Below are 21,331 nucleotides of genomic sequence, written 5' to 3'. Positions count from 1 at the left end.
TGTCGATCTAAGGCAAGAGCGATATATTGCCAATTTAAGTGGCAACTGTTGGACTTAGGTGTCAATAGCGGACAATTTATTAAACCTAAGCCTCTTTCGCGGCCTCAAGCCCGCGGAAAAGGGCAGCGACTAGGATACCATGGCCTTATTAATCTAGTAGAGGTGTTACATGAGCACAGCGCAACAGTGGGATTATAGTTTCGATGTGGTAGTAGTCGGTTCCGGAAATGGCGGGCTAACAGCCGCGCTGTGCAACTATGAGATGGGCACGCGCGATGTCTTGGTGATTGAAAAGTCCGATTTATACGGCGGCACCAGCTCTATTTCTGGAGGCGGCGTGTGGATACCCTGCAACCGCTATGCCAAGGCGGAGGGCGCGCAGGACTCTATTGAAGATGCGCATAAGTATCTCCGTCAGTTGATTACTGAAGAAGAAGTCCCCGAATATCAATTGCAGGCCTTTCTTGAGAACGGGCCGAAAATGGTCGACTTCCTACATGAGCGCACCCAAGTGCGCTATGTATCTTTGGAACACTATCCTGATTATTACACTAACCTCGAAGGGGCCCGTGTTGGTCACCGCTCTATGGAGCCCGAGGTTTTTGCCGCTGATAAGCTGGGTGAAGAGTGGCGACGACTGCGTCGGACTCACCCTATGATGCACCTAGGTGGTCTAATCGGTATCACCCAAGTGGAGGCAGCCCTGCTGATAGGGCAGCAGCCCGGTTGGTGGAAGACTGCCGCCAAACTGGTCTTCGATTACTTGCTGGACATCCCTTGGCGCCTCAAAGACAAGTATCACCGCCGTCTAGCCACCGGTTGTGCCGGTGTCGCTCGCTTAAGGGCCTCGATGCAGGATCGCGATATTCCGCTGTGGCTTAACACCCCAATGACCAAGCTTGTCGATGAAGATGGCAAAGTCGTGGGTGTAGAAGTCACTCGAAATGGCCAGCCCTTGCGCATTCAGGCGCGCAAGGCTGTGATATTGGCAGCCGGTGGTTTTGAGCACAACCAAGAGATGCGCGAGAAGTATCTGCCCAAGCCCACAGACCATCGCTGGAGCGCGGGCTCGCTGGATAATACCGGTGATGCCATCCTAGAAGGGATGCGCTTAGGGGCCAAGATGCACCGCCTGGACGAGGCCTGGTGGTGTAATACTTTGTCTGTGCCAGGCGAAGAGATTCCTCGCTTAAGCATCATGGAAAAATCCTATCCGGGCTCAGCGGTGGTCAACCCAGCCGGTGAGCGTTTTGGTAATGAATCCCAGAACTACATGGCTTTCCAGCAAGAAACTTTCCGCAAGCACAGCGATGAGTATCCCTGTAACCCTTCCTGGCAGATATTTGATGCCAGCTTCCGGGCACGCTATTTCGTTGGGCCGCTGTATAACAGCAAATTCCGCCCAGACTGGCTGTTGCCAGGGCGCTACGAGTCCGAGGGTTTCTTTGCTAAAGCTGACACCGTAGCTGAGCTGGCGCAGAAGATTAATGTGGACCCTGTTGGCCTGCAAAACACCGTCGACAAAATGAATGAGTTTGCCCGCACCGGTGTGGATACAGACTACCAGCGTGGCGACTCAGCTTATGATCGCTACTACGGTGACCCGCGCTTTGAACCAAACCCCTGTTTGGCGTCTATCAACAAGCCGCCTTACTACGCTATCCGTGTAGATCCGGGTGATTTTGGCACCCAAGGTGGCATGGTAATCACTGCTGATGCTCAAGTGATGCACGAAGATGGCTCAGTAATTGAGGGCCTATATGCGATTGGCAACTGCAGTGCACCGACCCTGCCATGTTACCCCGGACCGGGTTCAACACTGGGGCCCGCGATGACCTTTGCTTATCAAGCGGCGAAGTCCATTAACCAGTACCAGGATTAAGTTCTCAGGGTCGTCAGCGCCAGTACTAGTACTGAGCTGGCGACCCCCCATGAGCCGATCACCCTGACCCCAATACGCTGCCAAGGTCTCTGAAGCAGCTCTACCACACCGGCCACCACAATTAGCGCGATTGTCGCGCCTAGCCAGCAGCCAAGCAAAGCTGCGAAAGTTTCTTGTCTCGACAGTCCCTGTACCCCAGAGTCAGCGCCAATAAGCACTCCTAGGCCTGTGCCCAGCACAGCAAACAGGCTCAGTGGCGGTCGCCACTGCAAGGCCACTAATGCGGCGCACAACAAAGCAATGACTAATAAGCCTTGCTCACTGTTAAGCCCTAAGCTGATGTCAAAACCTGCTAGTACCAGTCCGACAGCCAAGCACAGCATGAAAGGCGGATAGCCTAGGCGCATGGCCCGGATGCCACTTTGACCTATTAGTAGGGCAAAAACTGTGAGCGCCAAGGCATGTGCCGGCACCATCAGAGGGTGCAGCAGGCCGCCGTAGAATTGGCCGATACCAGCTATTGGGCTGTGAGACCAAGCGATCTGGGGCAAACTGAGGCCGACAAGTAGCAGAAAGCTGCGCATGCTCACTACCAGGCTTGGATTAAAAACCAAGCGCCGGCAATGGCGATGATGGCGCCACCGGCTCTCACGAGGGCCTGGCCAAGCTGCCATTTAGTCAGCAGACCAAAGGCTATGCCGGCTAGGTGCAGTAGACCAGTGGCAATGACAAAGCCCAAGCTATAGGCCAAAGGGTTAGCCGCCTGAGGCAGTTCGCTACCGTGCGCGTGACCGTGGAAAATGGCAAAGCAGCCGACTACAATCGCCGCGAGCCAAAGGGCAGGGCGCAGGGCTGTTAATACAGCTACACCCAGTACCAGTGCAGATGCTGCAATGCCAACTTCAACGCCCGCTAAAGGTATCCCAGCAAGGCCCAGAGCTCCGCCGACAGCCATGACCAGAGGGAAGGTAATAGGCAGTATCCAGAGTGCCGGATTTTTCAATATAGCCCCCCAGAGCCCGACGGCCACCATCGCGGCAACATGGTCCCAGCCAAGAATAGGGTGCATAAAGCCACTGCTAAAGCCGCCGGCGATATCAGCTGCCTCATGGGCAGATAGTGGAGCGGCGCAGAGTAATAGTGCCATACAGCTTAGTATTCTGATCAGCATGATAGCTTCCCTTCAGGATTGATTGGCATGGTGATAAAAATTAGCAAGGGCGAATCATAGCCAATTCACCAGCTTGGCAACAGGACGGCCACTTGGATGGCTGAGTATCGCGGAGTATTGGGCAGGGATTGATTGGTGAAATTGCGGCTGTACTCTAGAATGCTTTGAGCTTTTCGATTTTGTGAGTCTAGATATGAGCCATATGCCCCAGCAGTCCCAGCGCTATAGCCAAGAGTTCTTGGACGCTCACTGGATGCCTTACACGGGCAATCGCCAGTTTAAGCGGGATCCGCGGATGATTGTAGCTGCCGATGGCTGTTACTTTATTGATGATCGCGGGCGCCGAGTTTTTGATGGCTTGTCGGGGCTATGGTGCAGCGGTGCGGGTCATAACCGCCCAGAGATCACTGCTGCCGTGACGCAGCAATTGCAGACTTTGGATTATGCCCCGGCTTTTCAGTTTGGTCATCCAAGTGCTTTCGAGTTGGCGAATAAAATCAAAGCCCTGACGCCAGAGGGTTTAGATTATGTGTTTTTTACTAACTCCGGTTCTGAGTGTGCCGATACCGCATTAAAAATGGCCCGAGCGTACTGGCGACTAAAGGGGCAGCCGACTAAGACCAAATTAATAGGGCGCAGTAAGGGCTATCACGGGGTTAATTTTGGTGGCATGGCGGTCGGCGGTATCGCTGCTAATCGCAAGCTCTTTGGTCAAGGCCTCGAGGTGGAGCATTTAGCCCACACTTTATTGGCCGAGAATGCTTTCTCTAAAGGGATGCCTGTGAAGGGCGCTGATCTAGCCGATGACTTGTTAGAGCTCATTGCACTGCACGATGCCTCTAACATCGCTGCGGTAATTGTCGAGCCGATGGCGGGCTCAGCAGGGGTGATTCCGCCCCCTGTGGGCTATTTGCAGCGCTTGCGTGAGATCTGCGATGCACAGGATATTTTACTGATCTTCGATGAAGTGATTACTGCTTTTGGCCGCTGTGGCGCCATGAGCGGCGCCGAGGCTTTTGGCGTGGTGCCCGATATCATGAATGTAGCCAAGCAGCTCACCAATGGCGCGATACCCATGGGCGCGGTGATTGCCAAGTCAGATATTTATCAGACTTTTATGGCTCAGGGCGGAGCGGACTATATGTTGGAGTTTCCGCATGGCTACACTTATTCGGCCCACCCAGTGGCCTGCGCGGCGGCGCTTGCCAACTTAAGTATTTTGGAGCAGGAGCAATTGCCGCAGCGGGTGGCACAACTGGCGCCGTACTTTGAGCAGGCTTTGCACGAGTTACACACGGCGCCTTATGTGACGGATATTCGCAATTTTGGATTCGCTGGGGCTCTGCAATTACAGCCCTATCCCGGCGAGCCAGCTCTGCGCCCCTTTGAAGTGGCCATGCGCATGTGGGAAAAGGGTTTTTATCTGCGCTATGGCGGCGACACGCTGCAAATAGGCTTGCCTTTTATCGTTGAGCAAGCGGAGATTGATAGCCTGCTATCAGCCCTGACTGATACGCTGCAGGAGTTGGCATAATCGCTTGCGTCGTTTTATTAATATTTTGTGTTGGCAATGTCTGAGCCGCTAGCACTCATCTTTACTTCATTGTCGGTCAGTGGTCCCACCTTTGCTTGGGTACTGCTGGGTGTGTTGCTGCGCCGTGTCGGATTACTCGGGCAGCGCTATATCGACCGCTTCTCAGGTTTTGCCTTTACCGTCGGCATCCCCATTCTATTATTCAGTAGTGCAGCGACAGTAGATTACAGCAAGGTATTTGGCGCCAGCTATCTCTTGGCTGGTGTGTTAGCCACCTTAACAACGCTGTCTTGCAGTGCTCTGTATGCCTATTTGCGACGCTTTCCTCGCCAAGACGCAGGTGTCTTCGTGCAGGCGGCTTTCCGATCCAATTTGGCCATTGTCGGTATCGCGCTCTGTCACGCCGCCTACGGTGATAGTGGTGTGGCTCTAGCTGCACTGCCAGTTGCAGTGATGACCGCGCTGTACAATATTTTGGCTGTGTGGGTGCTGTCCTTAACACATGAGGCCAATCACTCCATTGGCCGGATACTGATTGGTATGGCGCGAAACCCGCTGTTAATTGGCATTCTTTTAGGGGTTTTTGTCGCTTTGTTAAAACTGCCCCTGCCCGCTTTGGTGGGCGATACGGCAGGCTGGTTGTCGACCTATTTCTTGCCTATGACACTTGTTGCTATTGGTGCTTCAATACAGCTCAACACCCTGCATCGTCTCGGTCGCTTGGCTTGGGAGGCAACGGCTTGGCGGCTCTGTGTAGCGCCGGCGCTAGGACTTGCGGTGGCACTACTTTTAGCTGTGGAAGGGCAGGCCCTAGGGGTAATCTTTTTGTTGCTCAGTGCGCCAGTGGCAGCTGCCAGTTTTGTGATGGTAGTGGCGGCCAAGGGTAATGCTACATCAGCGGCTAATGTCATCGTGCTAAGTACACTGCTATCTAGCATCACAGTTACCCTTGGCTTTAGCGTCTTGGTCTACCTCGGACTCGTGGGCGATGTCCAAGGGGTTTCGTCTTAGCCCGCTGCCGCCGCCTCGGGCTGAGCTTTTTTAGCGGCCGAGTATTGAGCGTGCGACTAGCTCACGCATGATTTCAGATGTGCCGCCGTAGATGCGCTGAATGCGAGCATCGGTATAAAAGCGAGAGATTGGATACTCGGTGGTGTAGCCGTAGCCGCCGAAGAGCTGCAGGCATTCATCAATTGTTTTGCACTGCATTTCACAGGAAGCAAGTTTTAGCATCGCCGCTTTATCTGCGCTTAATTCGCCCCTGGTGTACTCAGCAGCACACTGCTCGTAGAGCGCTCGGTTAAGAGCGATTTCGGTGCGCACATCAGCCAGCTTGAAGCGGGTGTTTTGGAAGCTCGCTATCGCTTGGCCGAAAGCTTTGCGCTCCATGACATAGTCGACAGTTAGCGCCATAGCGCCTTCTGCAGAGGCGATCGCTTGGGCTGCGATACCTAGGCGTTCGCGGGGCAATTCTTCCATCATGATGACAAAGCCGCGATTCTCTTCGCCCAATAAGGCATCGGCTGGCAGTCTTACATCCTGGAAAAATAACTCTGCGGTATCGGAGCTGTGCTGGCCAATTTTTTCGATCTTCTTACCCCTCTCAAAACCGGGCAGGCTGGTGTCTACTAAAAATAATGAAGTGCCCTTGGCGCCTTTGCCGGGATCGGTTATTGCGGCGACAATAACGAGGTCGGCGTGAATACCATTGGTAATGAATATTTTGGAGCCATTCAATACCCACTCGTCACCATCGCGCCGCGCCGAGCTGCGTATGGCTTGAACGTCGGAACCTGCTCCTGGCTCAGTCATAGCCAGTGCGCCGACCACTTCACCGCTTACCATCTTGCCCAGCCACTGTTGTTTCTGCTGCTCAGTGCCGTGGCGTTTGATATAGGGGGCGACGATGTTGGAGTGGATGCCAAAACCTGAGGCTATGCCGCCAAAGCCCATGCGCGAAAGTTCTTCGATCAACGCGAGGGTGACCCGAGCAGTAGTTCCAGCGCCGCCATATTCTTCGTCTACATCGGGGCAGAGCAGGCCCGCAGCTCCCAAAGTGTTCCACAGCGTCCGGGGTACAAGGTGTTGTTCTTCCCACTGCTCAAAATGTGCTGCGATCTCTTGCTCGAAGGCTCGACGGGCCATATCGCGAAATAAACTCAATTCTTCATTATCCATTGGCTGATCTCCACTTGGGGCTAGTTATCATTTACCTGACAAAAGTGTGCTCAAGCTCGCCGTCATATTCAACGAGTGATTTTTTTTAGTTGCCACTGCTAGTCTTGTTCTAATAGGGTCCATTAGGCTAGCCCACGCTTTAGTTTAGGGCTGATTATCTTTGTAAATAGTAGTCACAGACTTTCTGGGTGCTACACTGTGCCCTTTTACATAGCATACACGGAGAATAATGATGCGTAATTACACTCAGTTTTATATTGATGGCAAATGGGTTGATCCGATTAGTCCGCGCAGTCTCGAGGTGATTAACCCTGCCACTGAAACTGTTTGTGCCACGATTAGTATTGGTAGCGAAGCGGATGTAGATAAAGCCGTCGCTGCTGCTCGCAAAGCCTTTGAGAGCTATGGGCGCAGCTCTGTTGCTGAGCGGATTGAATTGCTGGAGTCCTGCGTTGCGGCCTATGAAAAGCGCTACAACGACATCGCCGCTGCTATCAGCGAAGAAATGGGCGCACCTAAAACGCTGGCAGTGACTGCCCAAGCTCACGCGGGACTTGGACATCTGCAAGAGGCGCTTAAAGTTTTGCGCACTTTTGAGTTCGAAGAAGATCTCGGAGAACACCGAGTGTTTAAAGAACCGATCGGCGTCTGTGGACTGATTACCCCTTGGAACTGGCCAGTGAACCAAATTGGCTGCAAGGTGGCGCCCGCCTTAGCGGTTGGCTGCACCATGATATTAAAGCCCAGTGAGGTGGCGCCGCTATCCGGTTATATTTGGAGCCAAATCATGGATGAAGCCGGAGTGCCCGCCGGTGTATTCAATATGATAAACGGCGACGGCCCCGGTGTCGGCACCGCGCTCAGTAAGCACCCTGACGTCGATATGATGTCCTTCACCGGCTCTACTCGCGCTGGCAGCCTAGTTGCGCAAAATGCAGCGCCTACTGTTAAGCGTGTAACGCAAGAGCTTGGCGGTAAGTCGCCTAACATCATTCTTTCTGATGCCAATTTAGAAGAGGCGGTTACCCGTGGTGTGATGCACATGTACAACAACTCTGGACAGTCCTGTAATGCGCCCTCGCGCATGCTCGTACCAGCCGATAAGCTCGAGCAAGCCGAAGAAATTGCTAAGGCAGTGACGGCCAATGTTGTAACTGGTGACCCCCAAGACGAAAACACCACCATGGGGCCAGTGGTCTCTGAAGTGCAGTTCAATAAGATTCAGGGCCTGATTGAAAAAGGTATTGCAGAGGGTGCCAAGTTGGTTGTTGGCGGTCCCGGTCGTCCAGAGGGCTTGGAAAAAGGCTACTTTGTACGCCCCACGGTGTTCTCGCAGGCTAATAACGAGATGACCATAGCCCGCGAAGAAATTTTTGGCCCAGTATTAGTCATGATTCCTTATACGACGGAAGAAGAGGCTATTCGCATCGCCAATGACACACCCTATGGCTTGGCCGGCTATGTGCAGAGCGAAAACATCGAGCACGCCCGTGAAGTCGCTTCGCGTATTCGCGCAGGTAATATTCATATCAATGGCGCAAAGGGTGGCTACGATGTACCTTTTGGTGGCTTTAAGCAGTCGGGCAATGGTCGCGAGTGGGGTCATCATGGCTTTAATGACTTCCTTGAAATCAAAGCAGTAGAAGGCTACGGCCTCTAAGTTATGGCTAGTTATGTCCTCGCAATTGATCAGGGTACTACGGGTAGCACCGTTGCCCTGATGGATGATCAGGGCCGTTTATGCGCTAGCGTTAATAACGAGTTCCCGCAGCACTACCCGCAACCTGGCTGGGTAGAGCATGAGGCAGCTGATATCTGGAAGTCGGTAAAAAAAGGTATCGCTAGCATCTTGCGCAAGGGACTATGTAAGCCTACAGATATCGCTGCGATTGGCATCACCAACCAGCGTGAAACCACGCTGCTCTGGGATCGCCGTAGTGGCGAGGCCTTAAATAAGGCCATTGTTTGGCAGTGCCGACGGACCACTGAGTTCTGCGAAAAACTCAAGTCCGACGGTCATGAAAAAATGGTTAAGCGCAAGTCTGGGCTTGTGCTTGACCCTTATTTTTCCGCCAGTAAATTTCGCTGGTTACTGCGCAATACCAAAGGCATCAAGACAGCCTTAAATGCGGGTAGGGTAGCCGGCGGTACAGTCGACAGTTACCTTATTTGGCAGCTCAGCGGCGGTCAGCGCCACGTCAGTGATGTATCCAACGCTTCGCGCACCTCGTTAATGAATCTCGCCACTTTGGATTGGGATAATGAGCTGTTAGAGCTGTTTGATGTTCCCAGAGATATTTTGCCGGAAATCGTGCCCTCGAGTGGCGTATTAGCCACCACCCAAGGGATCAAGGGTTTACCTGATGGCATTCCGATTGCCGGTGTTGCAGGCGATCAGCAGGCTGCACTATTTGGTCAGGCTTGTTTTACCCCAGGCGATGCCAAATGTACTTTTGGTACTGGCTCTTTCATCCTAATGAATACTGGCACAGAGCCCTTGGACTCTCACTCGGGGCTTCTCACCACAGTGGCTTGGCAGCTCGGTTCCAAAAAGCCAGTTTATGCCCTGGAGGGTGGTGCCTTTGTCTGCGGGGCGGCAGTGCAGTGGCTGCGCGATGAGTTGCAGATTATTCGTCGCTCGGCCGAGGTGGAAACACTGGCGCGACAGGTGGATGACCACGGTGGTGTTGAGTTTGTCCCTGCGCTGACGGGATTGGGTGCCCCGCACTGGGCCCCTGAGGCCAGAGGGGTAATCTGCGGCCTGACCCGAGGCAGCGGTCGGGCACATATCGCACGGGCAACACTGGATGCCATGGCTTTGCAAAACGCTGACATCTTGTTAGCGATGGAGCGAGACCTCGGCAAGCGTATGAAACCCCTGCGGGTGGATGGCGGGGCATCGGCTAACGATTTGTTGATGCAGATTCAGGCTGATGTTTTGGGCCGCAAACTGATTCGCCCACAGGTTGTTGAAACCACCGTGGCCGGTGCCTGTTATCTGGCTGGCCTTGGTGTGGGTTTGTGGCAGAAGCCGGCTGACATCCGCAAAATTTGGCAGTCTGATGCGGAGTTTCGGGTCAAGATGAAACCCCAGCAGCGGCGTCAGCGAGTCAGCAGTTGGCAGCGTGCTTTGGATCGTGCCCTGATTCTCTAGGCGGAGCTGCAATGAGCAAGGTTGTTCCTTTTAAAAAACCGAGCGCCCAAGAAAAGCACAAAGGCAAAGTCCTGTGCCGCCACAATCACCACAAATGGTTAGTTGATAAGGCCAAGCAGTTTGATGTGAAGCAGGGCCGATTAGTGACCCGTTATCGCTGTGCCCGTTGCGGTGTGGAAAAGGTTAAGGCCCTGTAGCTAGTACTTGCTTCACGCTGCGGCGGAAGCGCTCGGCAAAAAGATCAATTTCTTGCTCAGTGATCGATAGCGGTGGCGACATAACCATGTGGTCACCCACTGCGCGGCACAACAGCCCGTTATCTAGACAGCGCTGGTGGATCTTTGGTCCCAGTGTTTTCTCGGGGAGTTCAGCGTGATCAAAACTCACCGCCCCAAGTAAACCGTAGTTTCGAATATCAATGACCTGCGGCAGGTCGGACATGGCATGCAGAGTATCGGCCCAGTACTGTCCTTTGGCGCCACTGCCGCAAGTGAATAGTTGTTCAGACTCATAGATATCCAAGGCCGCCAGACCTGCCGCCGCAGCTACCGGTGAGCCGGCGTAGGTATTGCCGTGGAAAAACTCCGGGGCGCTAGTGGAGGCATGATCGAAAATAACCTGCTGAATGCTGTCTTTTAGCAAGACGGCACCCATCGGTACAGTGCCACCATTGATGGCCTTCGCTGCGGTGATCATGTCGGGGGTGACGCCAAACTCATTAGCTGCAAAGGCTGAGCCGGTACGGCCGAAGCCGGTAATGACTTCGTCAAAAATTAACAGAATATCGTGTTTATCACAGAGCTCACGGATTGTTTTGAGGTAGTCGATAGGCGGCGGCAGCATACCCCCAGCCCCTGAGATAGGTTCGATAATCACCGCGCAGATTTTGTCTGCGCCGCGAACTGCGACAATTTCTTCAAAGCTTTTAAGCATCTCTTGGGTGCCGAATTTGGGGCAGCCGCGGCTAAAGGCATTGCGCTCGATATCTAATAGCCCGGGTAGAAAATCGACCTCCGCTAAGACTGGGAAACCCTGGCGATTGTTGGGCAGGCCCTGTAGCGAAGTGCCGCCCACGTTGACCCCGTGATAGCCCTGTTGACGAGAAATAAAGCGGCGCTTCTCAGCTTTGCCTCGGGCGTGTTGATAGGAGTAGGCAATTTTTAAAGCAGTGTCGACCGCTTCAGAACCTGAGTTGGTAAAGAACACCCGGCCGATACCATCGGGGCAGTGTTTGACCAAGCGCTCGGCAAAGCGAAAAGCCGGCGCTGTGCCAAATTGGAAGGGCGGTGCATAATCGAGCTCCATCAGTTGCTGTTGCACCGCATCGGCAATTTCACGGCGCCCGTGACCAAGGTTACAGCACCACAGACCGGCGGTTATATCCAGTACGTCCTGGCCATCGTCACGGTATAAAAAGCTGCCCGCGGCGCGACTGAAGATGCGCGGTTGCTCACGGAATGCCCGCACATTGGTAAAGGGCTGCCACCAGTGCTCAAGATTTAGATCTGACATAAGGCTCTCCAGCGGGATGCTGAGCTAGCGCTCAAGGCCGCCCATCAGTATGTATTTAATTTCAACATATTCGTCAATGCCGTACTTGGAACCTTCGCGGCCACTACCGGATTCCTTGATGCCACCAAATGGCGCCATTTCATTTGAAATAATGCCTTCGTTGATGCCGACAATGCCAAACTCCAAGGCTTCGGCAACACGCCACACGCGGCCTATATCGCGGGTATAAAAATACGAGGCCAAGCCAAACTTGGTATCGTTAGCCATGGCAATGACCTCTGCTTCGTCTGAGAAACGCAGCACTGGGGCCACCGGGCCAAAAATTTCATTGCGAAATACCGCCATCTCTGGCGTCACTTCAGTCAGGATGGTGGGCTGGTAAAAACAGCCGCCAAGTTCATGTACTCCACCACCTAGGGCCACTTTCGCTCCGGCGGAAACAGAAGCCTGAACCAAAGCGTCGACATCGGCGACTGCTTTGCTATTGACTAGTGGGCCGATGTTAATGCCTTCTGTGAGACCGTCTCCGACTTTTAGTTTAGCGGTGGCTTTAACCAGCTTTTCGACAAAGCTCTGGTAGATTGAGTCCTGTACGAATAGGCGATTAGAGCAAACACATGTCTGTCCGCTATTGCGGTATTTTGAGATTAGTGCGCCTTCAACGGCAGCATCTAAGTCCGCATCTTCAAAGACGATGAAAGGTGCGTTGCCGCCGAGCTCCATGGAGGTTTTTTTCATGGTTTCGGCACATTGAGCTTGTAACATTTTGCCTACCGGCGTAGAACCGGTGAAAGTCAGTTTGCGTACAGTGGGGTTGCTGGTCATTTCGCCGCCGATCTCAGCTGCGCTACCGGCTACTACATTAATCACGCCTGCTGGCACGCCCGCGCGCTCGGCTAGCTCGGCCATAGCGAAGGCCGATAGCGGCGTTTCGCTGGCCGGTTTGATGACGATGCTGCAACCCGCAGCAAGGGCGGGAGCAGCCTTGCGAGCGATCATCGCATTGGGGAAGTTCCAGGGGGTAATGGCAGCGACCACGCCAACAGCTTGCTTGATACACACGATACGTTTGTCGCTGGAGGGCGCCGCAATCACATCGCCGTCAATGCGCTTGGCTTGTTCGCCAAACCACTCCATAAAGGCTGCGCCGTAGGCGACTTCGCCGCGGGACTCTTGCAGGACCTTGCCTTGCTCTGCGGTCATGATAATGGCTAGGTCTTCTTGATTGTCCATCATTAGGTCAAACCAGCGACGCAGGATCTGCGCGCGGGATTTGGCAGGGCGGGCTTGCCACTCAAGCATCGCTCGCTCGGCGGCGGCAATGGCCTGAGCTGTTTCGGCGGCGCCGACTTTAGCGACCTTGGCGATCTCTTCACCGTTTACGGGGTTGCTGACGCTAAAGGTGGCGCCATTATTAGCGTCGAGCCATTTACCATCGATGTAGGCGCGGGTCTTCAATAGACTGGGGTCGGTCAATGGCAGCTTCATGCGAGATCCTTTGTTTTTTTAAGGTGCTAGGGGCTGGCTATTAAACCTAGCATAGACTGAGGAGGGTTGTGGGGCTAGCTTTCCTCTCCTGCAGGAGCTTAGTACTAAGGCTTGCGGCGGCTACCGCCGAGTTGGTATTTGCGCACGAGGCCGCGCAGTTGGTCATAACTCAGTCCCAGAGCTTCTGCGGTTTGTCGTTGATTATGTCCGTGCTCATTCAAGGCTTGCTGCAGCAGTTGCTTTTCTATCGTCGCGATTTTACTGGCAAAATCCATGGTCGGCTCACTGCTGTCCTCTAGCGCTGCTTGTTCAGTGCTCTCTGGTTTTTTCACTGTTTTTGAGTAGGGCGATACAAAGGGGTCTATGACCACCTCTGCCAGCTCTGACTCGGGGTCGCCCCAGCGGTGGAGGGAGCGCTCCACCGCATTTTTAAGCTCACGAATATTGCCCGGCCATGAATAGCTTTGCAGGGCTTGCATGGCTTCGCGAGAAAAGCCGGGAAACCATTGCCAACCCAGTTCCGAGCACATTTGCATAGCAAAGTGTTCCGCCAGTTGTGGGATATCTTCAGGGCGTTGTTGCAGGGATGGTAAATGGACGACATCAAAGCTGAGGCGATCTAATAAATCGGCGCGAAATTTACCCTCTTGAGCGAGGTTTGGCAGATCGGCGTTGGTTGCGGCGATGACACGTACATCCACCCGCAGTGTCTCTTGACCACCGAGGCGTTCGAATTCACCGTACTCTACGAGTCGCAGCAGCTTCTCCTGCAGGCGCAGTGACATGCTGCCCAGTTCATCGAGAAATAAACTGCCACCGTCAGCGCGCTCAAAGCGGCCTTTTTGTACGCGGGTGGCGCCGGTAAAGGCCCCGGGTTCATGACCGAATAACTCCGATTCTAGTAGTGTTTCTGCCATCGCAGCACAGTTAACCTTAATCAGCGCTTGGTCCCAGCGTGGCGAGAGAAAGTGCAGGCGCTGGGCAATCAGTTCCTTGCCCGTACCGCGCTCGCCAAGCACCAAGACCGGTCGGTTGATGGGCGCGAGCAGAGAAACATGCTCTAGGGCTAAAGCTAGGGCGGCAGAGTTGCCGATAATACTCGCTGGTGTAGGCATATAGGTTATATTAACCTTCCTGTGGTTTATTTTGCCTACTATTAGGTTAAGAAAGCCTAAAATCAAGCTTTAAGCTTTAGTCTCTTTCGATAAATTCCATTAAGTTGTTGAATTATAAGAATAATTAAAACTTGGCACGATTTCTGTAACAGCTAGGTCCTAGTGACAGTTCGCAAATGCACTGTGCTGCTCAACAGTTGAATGGCTGCTGAGCGACATCGGGCCCGACCAAGGAGAAACACAATGGGTATTTTTTCCCGAATGAGTGACATCATTAACTCAAACATTAATTCCATGCTGGATTCCGCTGAAGACCCGCAAAAGATGATCCGCCTGATTATTCAGGAAATGGAAGATACGCTGGTGGAAGTGCGCAGTTCTTCAGCGCGTGTGTTGGCCGACCGAAAGGCCGCTCTACGTCGCTCTGAGCAGCTACAGCTGGAAGTCGACAGCTGGGAGCAAAAAGCCCGTTTAGCTCTCGCCAAGGGCCGCGAGGATTTAGCTCGCGCTGCACTGCAAGAGAAGCACGTCATCGAAGAAGAGCTGAGTCTAGTGGATGTTGAGCTCAAAGCTCTGGATGAGCACATTGTCCACCTTGGCGATGAGGTGGCGCAGTTACAGCATAAACTGGATGATGCCAAAGCGAAGCAACAGGCTTTGATCATGCGCAGTCAGACAGTGGAATCGCGGATCAAGGTGAAGCGCCAAATGCAGCGAGATGCACTTGATAAAGCATTTTCTCGCTTTGAGCACTTTGAACGCAGAATGGATACACTGGAGAGCCAGTTGGAGTCGATGGATATAGGGCGGGATGTACCGCCGGATCTAGCTGCCGAAATTGATGCCTTACAGGAAGATGAGCGCATCAGCGATGAATTACAGCGTCTGAAAAATGAGCTGAGCGGGCAAGCTGGCAAAGCGGCTTCGGAAAAAGCCTAAGTGACTTGCGCTAACTAAAGATGCTGGCCGCCGGCTTAAAGCCCAGGCAGCCTAAGGAAGAAGCGAATGGAATTTTGGCAATTCATGTTTGTCCCCACCATTTTGTTCATGTTGGTCGTGGCGCCGATCTGGATAACGATGCATTACCGCAGTGTGAATCGTTCATCACGTGGGCTTAGCACTGATGACCGGGAGTCGATAGAACAGATGCTTGAGACGGTCGATAAACTGAGTGAAAGGATTGGCACGCTGGAATCTATTTTGGATGTTGAGCATCCACAGTGGCGTGCACAGACTAGCCGTGAAGCACGGTATAAGGAGTAATACATGGCTCATCGAAATCAGCAGGGTCAGCGATCAGGTCCCTACGCTACAAACGACTACGGTCAACAGCCGCGCCGCGCTAAGTTTCGCCTGCGTAAAAGCGCCGGCTGGGGCATGAACCTCTATCGCAATACTCGCCGCAGTCGAGTGGCTGGTGTGGCAGCAGGACTTGCCGATTACTTAGACGTGGCACACTGGGTAGTGCGGCTGCTGTGGGTCGCTGCATTTCTATTCACCGGTACACTCGCTCTCTGGGCCTATCTTGGTGCTTGGTTATTGTTGGCGCCCCGGCCGGCGAGTCACTGGGGCGATGATGGTTCAGCAATCGCAAATCCGCTGGATGATCCCCAGGTAGAAATGGAGTATGACGAGCGTTATCACAGTTACCGACCACGCAAAGTATTCCAGTACAGTGAGCCGGGCAGTGTTCGCTTGCAGCGCGCTCGCGAGCGTCTTGATGCAGCCCTGCAGCGGGTCGAGGCAATGGAGTCTTACGTCACTTCTCGGCAGTACGAGCTCAACAAAGAGCTGTCTAAACTGTAGTAAATTGCAGCAGCTGCAAAGGCCGAACTTGTTCTCAAGTTCGGCCTTTGGCATTGCCGCTCATGGACTGCCTAGCCAGGCATTTTATTGCCGGCGTAGGTCACCACGTCAACATCGCCAGAGAAGTCTCGCAGCTCGACCCAGCTCACATTGAAGTGGCTGCGAGTGATGCGCCACTGGCCATCAATTTTGCGGTACTCATCACTGTAATGCCCAGCTAGCTGTGTACTGCTTTTATTTTGAGTGTTTAAACTGTGGAAGTGTAGGCCAATGTAGCCGGTGGCGCGGTCGGGCCCCTGTAGTTCAATGATCGGGTTCTGGGCGTGGTGAATATCCACAATATGCTCATGGCAGCCGAGCTCAACAAAGATCGCGACAAAGTCCTCTGCGCTACTGAACTGCCCAATATGGCCAAAGTTGATATCTACCTCTCCCGCTGCAAAACAGCTTAAAACCTCCTCCGGCTGCTTGGCATCGCAGGCATTAAAGTAGCGGTATTTCAGCTGCGTAATAGCAGCTTTATCTTGTATTTCAGTGAGTTGTTGCTGGAGACTTTCAATTTCTTTCATGTCGGGATACCGGTCAGTGATAAAGCAGCTTACTGTAGGGCATTTTCAATGCACTTGTTAAGTTTCGCAGTTTAACTCACTGCGCTGCTGAGCTTTTGGGCGTCCGTGTAATGATGTTGCGCTGTGTTTCATCGAGGTCTAGCACTAATTGCCGGCCCGCGAGAATGCCAGCGCTGATACAGCACAGCAGAATAGCCACTAACAAAACGCTAATCCCGCTGAGGCTAACTTCCCAGTCCAAGAGCAAACCGACGCTAAAGGGCCCCAGTGCGGCCAAGGTATAGCCAAAGCCCTGCGCCATGCCTGATAGCTGCCCGGCGATATTGGGTGTGGCGCTGCGCAATACCAGCAAGGTGAGCGCCAAGCTGAAGCTGCCACCTTGACCAAGGCCTAGCAGTATCATGGCTGGCCAACGTGCTTCGAGTGGTCCGACTAAAGCGAGGACCATGCCACTGCCAGTCAGGCTTAAAAGCACGATCAAAGCGGGTCGTTGATCGCGGCCTAGTCGAGCTATCCAGGGGGCAGCTAGTGCCGAGATGATTTGGGTGAGCACTGAGACGCCTAGCATTAGGCCGGCTTGGGCTTCGGAGATACCGCGTAGCTGCAACAAGGTGGGCAGCCAGCCAAACACAATATAGGCTAGGGAGGACTGAGCTCCCATGAGAATGGTGATCTGCCAAGCCAAAGCATTGCGCAATAAGCCGGGTGGTTTTTCCTGGTTGTCGACCTTGACTGATGTTGGCCAAGGGTGGGGCATAAGCATACGCCAGGCTAGGAGTGCCACTGCTGCTAATAAGGCCCAGCTGGCAATGCCGAGATACCAACTGCCCAAAGCATTGGCTAGGGGCACACTTAAGCCTGCACCTAAGGCGCCCCCGAAACACAGGGCCATAGTGTAAACACCGGTCAAAAGATCGGCATTACCGGGTACTTCTCGCTTTACCAATGCTGGCAGTAAAGTTCCGCCAATACCGATTGCGGCCCCCGACAGCAGGGTGCCGAGGTAGAGTGCCGTACTGTGGGGGTAGCCCCGGGCTAATAGCGCTACGGCCAGTAGCAGCAGCGCTAGTGAGAGGGTGCGCTCCATGCCTAAGTAACGCGACAGCCGTGGCGCCAGCGGCGCAAACAGACCCAGGCACAAAACGGGCAGGGTGGTTAAGGCGCCAATGGCGGCTGCGGATAAACCGAGGCTGTCTTGGACACGTGTTAATACGGGAGCTAGTGACGATAGAGCGGGGCGTAAGTTTATGGCTACTAAAAACATCAGTAGTAAAAACGTGGCGATCCGCAAGCCGGAAAGTGTTCTCACTGTGGCAATGGGTCCTTTAATTGGTTGTGGCGGACTATTTTAGTACGCGGGCGTGAAAGGCAATATGCTCATCGATCTCAACGAAATAGAGCTCCCTTTTAGCTGCTAGCAGAGCAGCATTGATTGAACACACATAAGCAGTGTGCATCGTGGGAAAAACGGGCACATGGTAAGGCTCTGTTATGAGCATAACAAGCATAGCACTCGCGATAGGGCTGCGTTGACAGTTAAACTGAGCTTAGTTACAGAACTATTCAGCCTGTGCTGCGGTGAAAGGCTTTTGCATTGCTTAGCTTTCTATTAGGCTGCCTTGCCATTAGCAGTCGTATTTACTGGCTAGATGGCTTATTTCTGGTCTAAAGGGAGTGACAAACTATCATGAAAGACCGTTTGGAAGCCTTCGGTGGCAGCGGAGAAACTCTTGTCTTTGCTCATGCCAATGGTTATCCGCCCGGTAGTTATCGGCAATTACTTGGGGCTCTGAGCTCTTCTTCGCAAGTGCTTGGCTATCGTCATCGTCCACTATGGAGTGCTGATAAGGCACCGCTGCGAGCTGATTGGCATTTGTTTGCCAAAGATCTGGTGGAGACCCTGGAGCAGCAAAACATGGGGCCGGTATGGATGATGGGGCATTCTTTGGGGGCGGTGGTGTCGATGTTAGCTGCACTGCGCAGACCGGAGTTATTCCGAGGCCTCATTTTGCTTGACCCGGTCTTTCTGAGCACGCGGCAAGCGCTATTGTTACGACTCTCTCCGGCACATGTCTTGCGCAATATGCCGATGGTGCGCAAAACGCTACAGCGCCCAGCTCAGTTTCCTGATCAGGCCGCAGCATTTGATTTTCACCGCGGTAAAAGAGCCTTTGCCGGGATGAGCGATGCGGTGCTATGGGATTATATTCGCGCTGGCACCAAAGCGAATGAGCAGGGCTTTGAGTTAGCTTGGTCGCCGGCTTGGGAGGCATCGGTCTATTCCGTCGTACCTTGGGTCTGGCCGCGCTTAATGCGTTTAAAGCTGCCCACACTGGGTTTACGTGGCGAGACTTCTGATATTTTGACCGCTGCTGCCCTGCGCCGCTGGGCTCGTTTGCAGCCGACTGCCGAATTAGACAGCCTACCCGGTGGCCACCTTTTTCCGCTGGAGCAGCCCGAGGCTACGGCCGCAAGGGTGAAGCAGTTTATTGCCGAGCAGTCGCGCTAATGTTACATCGCATCTGGCTGGGCTTTTTTGTTCTGGCTTTTGTCAGTGGCTTATATCAATGGCTGGTCGGAGGTGATGCTGAAGTATTTCAGCGCATGGTCGCGAGCCTTTTTGAAATGGCTGGCCTGTCGGTGGAGCTGGCGATTGGTTTAATCGGTTTAATGGCGCTATGGCTGGGCATTGTTGCGGTGGGGGAGGCCAGTGGCTTAATTGACAAACTGGCCCGGCTTTTGTCGCCTTTGTTTACGCGCTTGATGCCCGAAGTGCCGGCGGGTCACCCAGCGGTGTCTTCAATGACCCTAAATCTCGCCGCTAATGTGCTGGGGCTCGACAACGCCGCCACTCCTCTGGGCATTAAAGCGATGAAAGATCTGCAGCTGCTCAACCCCTCCCCAAACACAGCTAGCAACGCGCAGATTTTATTTTTAGTTTTGAACACTTCATCGGTCACCTTGTTTCCGGTCACGGTACTACTGTACCGAGCGCAGCTAGGTGCGCCTGACCCCGCGGCAGTTTTTTTACCGATTTTGATTGCCACTTCCTGTTCTACTTTGACCGGCTTGCTGGTCACGGCTTGGGTGCAAAAAATCCGCCTTAGCGACAGCATAGTGCTGGGTAGCTTGGCGCTGGTCTTTGCGGCCCTTTTGTCATTGATCGCTTGGCTTGGCACACTCAGTGCCGAGCAGTTGCAGAGTCAGTCAAGCTTGCTCAGTAATTTATTAATTGTCAGCTTGATTATAGTGTTTTTGCTGGCCGCCCAGCGCCGTGCAGTAAATGTCTATGAGACCTTTATCGAAGGGGCCAAGCAGGGTTTTGAAACCGCGATAGCTATCATTCCCTATTTGCTCGCCATGTTGGTCGCAATCGGCATCTTTCGGGCCAGTGGTGCCTTAGACTTATTGATGGATGCACTGCGCCAGAGCGTAGCAGCCTTTGGTTGGGACACGCGCTGGGTTGATACGATGCCCACTGCCTTGATGAAGCCTCTATCCGGCTCCGGTGCCCGGGCCATGATGATCGATAGCATGAACACTTATGGCGTTGACTCTTTCCAAGGTCGCCTAGCGGCCACTCTGCAAGGCTCAACGGAAACCACCTTCTATGTGCTGGCCGTGTATTTTGGCGCGGTGGGTATTCGCCATGCTCGCCATGCCCTAGCTTGCGGCCTTGCTGCTGACGCCGCTGGTATCCTAGCGGCAATAGCGGTGGCTTATTGGTTTTATACATAAGTGTGGCTTTGCTAAGGCTAGCTCTGTGGCACTATAGGGCTCTATCTAGAACAGAGTTACTCGAGATATTATGCCAGCGGGCTGTTATCAGCTGCGTGTAACACTATAATTACTGTTTTTGACACAACAACGAGGGCAAGTTATGGGTAAATTGCTGATTATCGCCGACGCCGACAAGCGTTGTTCTGCCACGCCGAGAGGCTTAGAGCTAGCACATCGCTTGGGTTACTCCGCTGAGGTGGTGGCTTTTTCCTGGGTTTCCCTCAAAGCCTTGGACCTGAGTCCGCAAGAGCAGGCGGAATTCAAGCAGCGGCTGTTGAATGAGCGTGAGAGTGAACTTGAGAAGCGCATCGAAAAGTTCCAGCACAAAGGTCAAAAAGTCCGCCTTAAAGTGGTTTGGCATAAAGATCTTGTCGAGTGGGTGCTGAAACGCATAGACAGCGGTAGCTACGAAGCCGTGGTGAAAACGGGGCGTCGTACTGAGTCCCTTATCCACACCCCAAGTGACTGGCAGTTGCTGCGCGAAAGTAAGGTGCCAGTATTGATTGTGGCCGAAGAGAAGTGGCAGCGCACTAAACCTGTCCTAGCTGCGGTGGATTTGACCACCCGTAACAGAGACAAGCTCAAGCTCAACGACAAAATATTGACTCAAGCTAAGCAGGTCGCTGATGCCTTAGAGGCCAAGTTGCACGTTATTGCTGCGATTGAGGTGCCTACTTTATTGGCCGATCTGGATATGATTGATCCGGGAACCTACTTTAAAAACCAAAAGGCTGCTGCCGAACCATTAGTTAAGAAGTTGGCTGAGCGCCATGAAATACCAGCGAGCAGCTTCTGCTTAAAGCGGGGCCCAGTCGATAAAGTGATTACCAGTGAGGCGGCTAAAGTGCGTGCCCAACTTGTCGTGATGGGCACTGTGGGTCGCAAAGGGGTTAAAGCTCGGCTGCTGGGCAATACCGCTGAGTCTGTCCTGCAATTGCTGCATACCGACGTCTTGGCTATTAAGCCCTGAGCTGATTTTATTAAGGCCAAGCCACTTGGGGTGAGAAAAATTCCACCCCAAAACTTGTTATTTCTCCAAAGCGGTCTACTTTCATAAGTAGCTGCGATGTTTTATTGCGATACAGCCCCCTTGCCGCTGTTTCTGCCCCGAAACAGGCGGCATTTTTAGCCCGCTATATCTC

The 21,331-nt window shown here is 53.3% G+C and carries 20 protein-coding genes; 12 read left to right on the top strand and 8 right to left on the bottom strand.

Features of this window, described 5'->3' with window-relative positions; genetic code table 11:
* Positions 1-169 precede the first annotated feature (169 nt).
* Positions 170-1,882 carry an FAD-dependent oxidoreductase gene (locus tag H2508_RS05240; protein WP_182169661.1) on the top strand — a complete coding sequence of 571 codons (1,713 nt, stop codon included), beginning with the start codon at positions 170-172 and terminating at the stop codon, positions 1,880-1,882.
* On the opposite strand, the gene H2508_RS05235 is transcribed toward H2508_RS05240, so the two are convergent.
* Positions 1,879-2,466: a HupE/UreJ family protein gene (locus H2508_RS05235; RefSeq protein WP_182169659.1), complete on the bottom strand. Its 588-nt coding sequence runs from the start codon at positions 2,464-2,466 to the stop codon at positions 1,879-1,881. The genes H2508_RS05240 and H2508_RS05235 overlap by 4 nt on opposite strands.
* 5 nt (positions 2,467-2,471) lie before the next feature.
* Positions 2,472-3,053, bottom strand: coding sequence for a HupE/UreJ family protein (locus tag H2508_RS05230; RefSeq protein WP_182169656.1), 582 nt, complete (start codon positions 3,051-3,053; stop codon positions 2,472-2,474).
* 193 nt (positions 3,054-3,246) lie between these two features.
* Between H2508_RS05230 and H2508_RS05225 the strand changes: the two genes are divergently transcribed.
* Together H2508_RS05225 and H2508_RS05220 are read left to right on the top strand one after the other, a co-directional pair.
* Positions 3,247-4,587 (top strand): aspartate aminotransferase family protein, encoded by a 1,341-nt coding sequence (locus H2508_RS05225; protein ID WP_182169653.1) that lies wholly within the window; start codon positions 3,247-3,249, stop codon positions 4,585-4,587.
* Between the two features lie 36 nt (positions 4,588-4,623).
* Entirely contained in the window at positions 4,624-5,598 is a 975-nt protein-coding gene (locus H2508_RS05220) for an AEC family transporter (protein WP_182169650.1), read from the top strand.
* 30 nt (positions 5,599-5,628) lie between these two features.
* Here H2508_RS05220 and H2508_RS05215 read toward each other — a convergent pair whose 3' ends face one another.
* The gene (locus H2508_RS05215; RefSeq protein ID WP_182169646.1) at positions 5,629-6,765 is read right to left on the bottom strand and encodes an acyl-CoA dehydrogenase family protein; all 1,137 of its coding nucleotides are present in this window, start codon (positions 6,763-6,765) and stop codon (positions 5,629-5,631) included.
* Between the two features lie 232 nt (positions 6,766-6,997).
* Between H2508_RS05215 and H2508_RS05210 the strand changes: the two genes are divergently transcribed.
* From H2508_RS05210 to H2508_RS05200, 3 genes are read left to right on the top strand one after another with little or no spacing between them, the layout of a single operon-like run.
* Entirely contained in the window at positions 6,998-8,425 is a 1,428-nt protein-coding gene (locus H2508_RS05210) for an aldehyde dehydrogenase family protein (RefSeq protein ID WP_182170836.1), read from the top strand.
* A 3-nt stretch (positions 8,426-8,428) separates the two neighbouring features.
* Positions 8,429-9,919, top strand: a complete 1,491-nt coding sequence (gene glpK / locus H2508_RS05205) for a glycerol kinase GlpK (protein WP_182169643.1) — start codon at positions 8,429-8,431, stop codon at positions 9,917-9,919.
* Positions 9,920-9,930: 11 nt separating this feature from the next.
* Complete coding sequence (locus H2508_RS05200; RefSeq protein WP_182169640.1) at positions 9,931-10,116, top strand: hypothetical protein; 186 nt, start codon at positions 9,931-9,933, stop codon at positions 10,114-10,116.
* Here the strand turns inward: H2508_RS05200 and H2508_RS05195 are convergent.
* The 3 genes from H2508_RS05195 to pspF all read right to left on the bottom strand — a co-directional run bounded on the left by H2508_RS05195 (position 10,103) and on the right by pspF (position 14,034).
* The gene (locus tag H2508_RS05195) at positions 10,103-11,431 is read right to left on the bottom strand and encodes an aminotransferase class III-fold pyridoxal phosphate-dependent enzyme (protein WP_182169637.1); all 1,329 of its coding nucleotides are present in this window, start codon (positions 11,429-11,431) and stop codon (positions 10,103-10,105) included. The genes H2508_RS05200 and H2508_RS05195 overlap by 14 nt on opposite strands.
* Before the next feature lie 24 nt (positions 11,432-11,455).
* Complete coding sequence (locus H2508_RS05190) at positions 11,456-12,919, bottom strand: NAD-dependent succinate-semialdehyde dehydrogenase (protein ID WP_182169634.1); 1,464 nt, start codon at positions 12,917-12,919, stop codon at positions 11,456-11,458.
* 104 nt (positions 12,920-13,023) lie between these two features.
* Positions 13,024-14,034 carry a phage shock protein operon transcriptional activator gene (gene pspF, locus H2508_RS05185; protein WP_182169631.1) on the bottom strand — a complete coding sequence of 337 codons (1,011 nt, stop codon included), beginning with the start codon at positions 14,032-14,034 and terminating at the stop codon, positions 13,024-13,026.
* Between the two features lie 243 nt (positions 14,035-14,277).
* Between pspF and pspA the strand changes: the two genes are divergently transcribed.
* The 3 genes from pspA (at position 14,278) to H2508_RS05170 (ending at position 15,840) form a co-directional block, all read left to right on the top strand.
* Positions 14,278-14,973 (top strand): phage shock protein PspA, encoded by a 696-nt coding sequence (gene pspA, locus H2508_RS05180; RefSeq protein ID WP_182169628.1) that lies wholly within the window; start codon positions 14,278-14,280, stop codon positions 14,971-14,973.
* Between the two features lie 66 nt (positions 14,974-15,039).
* Entirely contained in the window at positions 15,040-15,297 is a 258-nt protein-coding gene (pspB, locus tag H2508_RS05175; RefSeq protein ID WP_182169625.1) for an envelope stress response membrane protein PspB, read from the top strand.
* 3 nt (positions 15,298-15,300) lie between these two features.
* The gene (locus tag H2508_RS05170; RefSeq protein ID WP_182169611.1) at positions 15,301-15,840 is read left to right on the top strand and encodes a PspC domain-containing protein; all 540 of its coding nucleotides are present in this window, start codon (positions 15,301-15,303) and stop codon (positions 15,838-15,840) included.
* A gap of 71 nt (positions 15,841-15,911) precedes the next feature.
* Here H2508_RS05170 and H2508_RS05165 read toward each other — a convergent pair whose 3' ends face one another.
* Positions 15,912-16,409 (bottom strand): nuclear transport factor 2 family protein, encoded by a 498-nt coding sequence (locus H2508_RS05165; RefSeq protein ID WP_182169608.1) that lies wholly within the window; start codon positions 16,407-16,409, stop codon positions 15,912-15,914.
* Between the two features lie 76 nt (positions 16,410-16,485).
* Positions 16,486-17,718 carry an MFS transporter gene (locus H2508_RS05160; protein WP_220463585.1) on the bottom strand — a complete coding sequence of 411 codons (1,233 nt, stop codon included), beginning with the start codon at positions 17,716-17,718 and terminating at the stop codon, positions 16,486-16,488.
* A gap of 378 nt (positions 17,719-18,096) precedes the next feature.
* Between H2508_RS05160 and H2508_RS05155 the strand changes: the two genes are divergently transcribed.
* The 3 genes from H2508_RS05155 to H2508_RS05145 all read left to right on the top strand — a co-directional run bounded on the left by H2508_RS05155 (position 18,097) and on the right by H2508_RS05145 (position 21,159).
* Positions 18,097-18,918 (top strand): alpha/beta fold hydrolase, encoded by an 822-nt coding sequence (locus H2508_RS05155; RefSeq protein WP_182169605.1) that lies wholly within the window; start codon positions 18,097-18,099, stop codon positions 18,916-18,918.
* Positions 18,918-20,147, top strand: coding sequence for a nucleoside recognition domain-containing protein (locus H2508_RS05150; protein ID WP_182169602.1), 1,230 nt, complete (start codon positions 18,918-18,920; stop codon positions 20,145-20,147). Before H2508_RS05155 ends, H2508_RS05150 begins: the two co-directional genes overlap by 1 nt.
* Before the next feature lie 142 nt (positions 20,148-20,289).
* Positions 20,290-21,159: a universal stress protein gene (locus H2508_RS05145; RefSeq protein WP_182169599.1), complete on the top strand. Its 870-nt coding sequence runs from the start codon at positions 20,290-20,292 to the stop codon at positions 21,157-21,159.
* Positions 21,160-21,331: the final 172 nt, after the last annotated feature.

Source organism: Sediminihaliea albiluteola (genome assembly GCF_014077625.1).
Lineage (GTDB): Bacteria > Pseudomonadota > Gammaproteobacteria > Pseudomonadales > Halieaceae > Sediminihaliea > Sediminihaliea albiluteola.
This window is presented reverse-complemented; position numbering and strand designations above follow the sequence as displayed.

Excerpts from the sequence above, each read along its gene's own strand:
- H2508_RS05145 (WP_182169599.1), top strand. The coding sequence starts at position 20,290 with ATGGGTAAATTGCTGATTATCGCCGACGCCGACAAGCGTTGTTCTGCC.
- H2508_RS05165 (WP_182169608.1), bottom strand. The coding sequence starts at position 16,409 with ATGAAAGAAATTGAAAGTCTCCAGCAACAACTCACTGAAATACAAGAT.
- H2508_RS05195 (WP_182169637.1), bottom strand. The coding sequence starts at position 11,431 with ATGTCAGATCTAAATCTTGAGCACTGGTGGCAGCCCTTTACCAATGTG.
- glpK (WP_182169643.1), top strand. The coding sequence starts at position 8,429 with ATGGCTAGTTATGTCCTCGCAATTGATCAGGGTACTACGGGTAGCACC.
- pspA (WP_182169628.1), top strand. The coding sequence starts at position 14,278 with ATGGGTATTTTTTCCCGAATGAGTGACATCATTAACTCAAACATTAAT.
- H2508_RS05225 (WP_182169653.1), top strand. The coding sequence starts at position 3,247 with ATGAGCCATATGCCCCAGCAGTCCCAGCGCTATAGCCAAGAGTTCTTG.
- H2508_RS05220 (WP_182169650.1), top strand. The coding sequence starts at position 4,624 with ATGTCTGAGCCGCTAGCACTCATCTTTACTTCATTGTCGGTCAGTGGT.
- H2508_RS05200 (WP_182169640.1), top strand. The coding sequence starts at position 9,931 with ATGAGCAAGGTTGTTCCTTTTAAAAAACCGAGCGCCCAAGAAAAGCAC.
- H2508_RS05240 (WP_182169661.1), top strand. The coding sequence starts at position 170 with ATGAGCACAGCGCAACAGTGGGATTATAGTTTCGATGTGGTAGTAGTC.
- H2508_RS05210 (WP_182170836.1), top strand. The coding sequence starts at position 6,998 with ATGCGTAATTACACTCAGTTTTATATTGATGGCAAATGGGTTGATCCG.
- H2508_RS05170 (WP_182169611.1), top strand. The coding sequence starts at position 15,301 with ATGGCTCATCGAAATCAGCAGGGTCAGCGATCAGGTCCCTACGCTACA.
- H2508_RS05235 (WP_182169659.1), bottom strand. The coding sequence starts at position 2,466 with ATGCGCAGCTTTCTGCTACTTGTCGGCCTCAGTTTGCCCCAGATCGCT.
- H2508_RS05230 (WP_182169656.1), bottom strand. The coding sequence starts at position 3,053 with ATGCTGATCAGAATACTAAGCTGTATGGCACTATTACTCTGCGCCGCT.
- pspF (WP_182169631.1), bottom strand. The coding sequence starts at position 14,034 with ATGCCTACACCAGCGAGTATTATCGGCAACTCTGCCGCCCTAGCTTTA.
- pspB (WP_182169625.1), top strand. The coding sequence starts at position 15,040 with ATGGAATTTTGGCAATTCATGTTTGTCCCCACCATTTTGTTCATGTTG.
- H2508_RS05155 (WP_182169605.1), top strand. The coding sequence starts at position 18,097 with ATGAAAGACCGTTTGGAAGCCTTCGGTGGCAGCGGAGAAACTCTTGTC.
- H2508_RS05150 (WP_182169602.1), top strand. The coding sequence starts at position 18,918 with ATGTTACATCGCATCTGGCTGGGCTTTTTTGTTCTGGCTTTTGTCAGT.
- H2508_RS05190 (WP_182169634.1), bottom strand. The coding sequence starts at position 12,919 with ATGAAGCTGCCATTGACCGACCCCAGTCTATTGAAGACCCGCGCCTAC.
- H2508_RS05215 (WP_182169646.1), bottom strand. The coding sequence starts at position 6,765 with ATGGATAATGAAGAATTGAGTTTATTTCGCGATATGGCCCGTCGAGCC.